At 64.8% G+C, this 1,603-nt stretch carries 2 protein-coding genes; both read left to right on the plus strand.

Translation table 11 applies throughout. The features are described 5' to 3' along the window. Positions 1-772 (plus strand): NAD(P)-dependent oxidoreductase (locus EOA29_RS35835; RefSeq protein WP_145970023.1); only part of this gene is annotated, 772 nt, incomplete at its 5' end. Between the two features lie 6 nt (positions 773-778). Next, complete coding sequence (locus EOA29_RS35840; protein ID WP_126093923.1) at positions 779-1,483, plus strand: DNA alkylation repair protein; 705 nt, start codon at positions 779-781, stop codon at positions 1,481-1,483. Positions 1,484-1,603 lie beyond the last annotated feature (120 nt).

Below are 1,603 nucleotides of genomic sequence, written 5' to 3' on the forward strand. Positions count from 1 at the left end.
CACCACCGCCAAGTCCGAGCAATGGGTCGCCCAGCATGGCGGCAAGCTGGCGCTGACGCCGGCCGAAGCGGCCGAAGGCAAGGACTTCGTTTTCTCCTGCGTCGGCAATGACGACGACCTGCGCTCGGTGACGACCGGCGCCAAGGGCGCCTTTGCCTCGATGAAGAAGGGCTCCGTCTTCATCGACAACACCACGGCTTCGGCCGAAGTTGCGCGCGAATTGGCCGAAGCTGCTGAAAAAGCCGGTTTTTCTTTCCTCGACGCGCCGGTGTCTGGCGGTCAGGCGGGTGCCGAGAACGGCGTTTTGACGGTAATGGTCGGCGGTGAGCAATCGGCCTTCGACAGGGCCAGGCCCGTCATCGACGCCTATGCCCGCATGGTCGGGCTGATGGGGCCGGCCGGCGCCGGCCAGCTCACCAAGATGATCAACCAGATCGCCATCGCCGGGCTTGTGCAGGGGCTGGCCGAGGGCATCCATTTCGGCAAGAAGGCCGGGCTCGATATCGAGAAGGTCATCGAGGTGATCTCCAAGGGCGCTGCCGGCTCCTGGCAGATGAAAAACCGCCACAAGACGATGAATGCCGGCAAATACGATTTCGGCTTCGCCGTCGACTGGATGCGCAAGGATCTCGGCATCTGCCTTGCCGAGGCCAACCGCAACGGCGCCAAGCTGCCGGTGACGGCGCTGATCGACCAGTTCTACAAGGACGTGCAGGATATGGGCGGCAGGCGCTGGGACACGTCCTCGCTGCTGGCGCGCCTGGAAAAATAAACGGCGATGGCCCTTCCCGATCCGAGCTGGAGCGCCCACGACACCGTCGCCCATCTGCGCTCGATCGGCAAACAGGAGAACCTTGTCGGCATGGCGCGCTTCGGCATCAACACCGCGACCGCGCTCGGCATCGGCAATTCCGACCTGCGGCCGCTGGCGCGCAAGCTGAAAAAGAACCACGAGCGCTCGCTGCTTTTGTGGGACACCGGCATCCGCGAGGCGCGATTGATGGCGGCCTTCACCGGCGAGCCGAAGAAGCTCGACATCGGCCAATGCCGGCGCTGGGCCGCCGATTTCGACAGCTGGGAGATCGTCGATACCGTCGCGGACCTGTTCGCGGCGACGCCGTTCTGGCGCGAGTTGATCGACGAATTCGCCGAGGACGAGCGAGAGTTCGTCCGCCGCACCGCCTTTGCCATGCTGGCCTGGGGCGCGGTGCACCTGAAGAAGGAGCCGGACGCGACCTTCCTTGCCTATCTGCCGCTGATCGAAAAGCATGCGGGCGATCCGCGCAACTTCGTCCGCAAGGCGGTGAACTGGGCGCTGCGGCAGATCGGCAAGCGGTCGATGACGCTGCACACCCCTGCCCTAGCGCTTGCCGAGAAACTGGCGGCATCGTCCGACAGCACGGCGCGCTGGATCGGCAGGAACGCCGTCAAGGAACTGACGGATGCCGGACAGCTCGAACGACTCGCCGCCAGAGAAACTTGACCTCGCTTCCATCCGCTTCATCGAGGTGACGCGGGAGACGCGCGGCCGTTTCGAAAACCTGTTCGAGCAGCCGGGCGCGCCGAAATATTGCTGGTGTATGGCCTGGCGCCACTCCAGCCG

The sequence above is a fragment of the Mesorhizobium sp. M1E.F.Ca.ET.063.01.1.1 genome, from assembly GCF_003998155.1.
Taxonomy (GTDB): domain Bacteria; phylum Pseudomonadota; class Alphaproteobacteria; order Rhizobiales; family Rhizobiaceae; genus Mesorhizobium.

What these genes read in the sequence shown, in the direction of transcription:
- EOA29_RS35840 (WP_126093923.1), top strand. Translation starts at nt 779, where the DNA reads ATGGCCCTTCCCGATCCGAGCTGGAGCGCCCACGACACCGTCGCCCAT.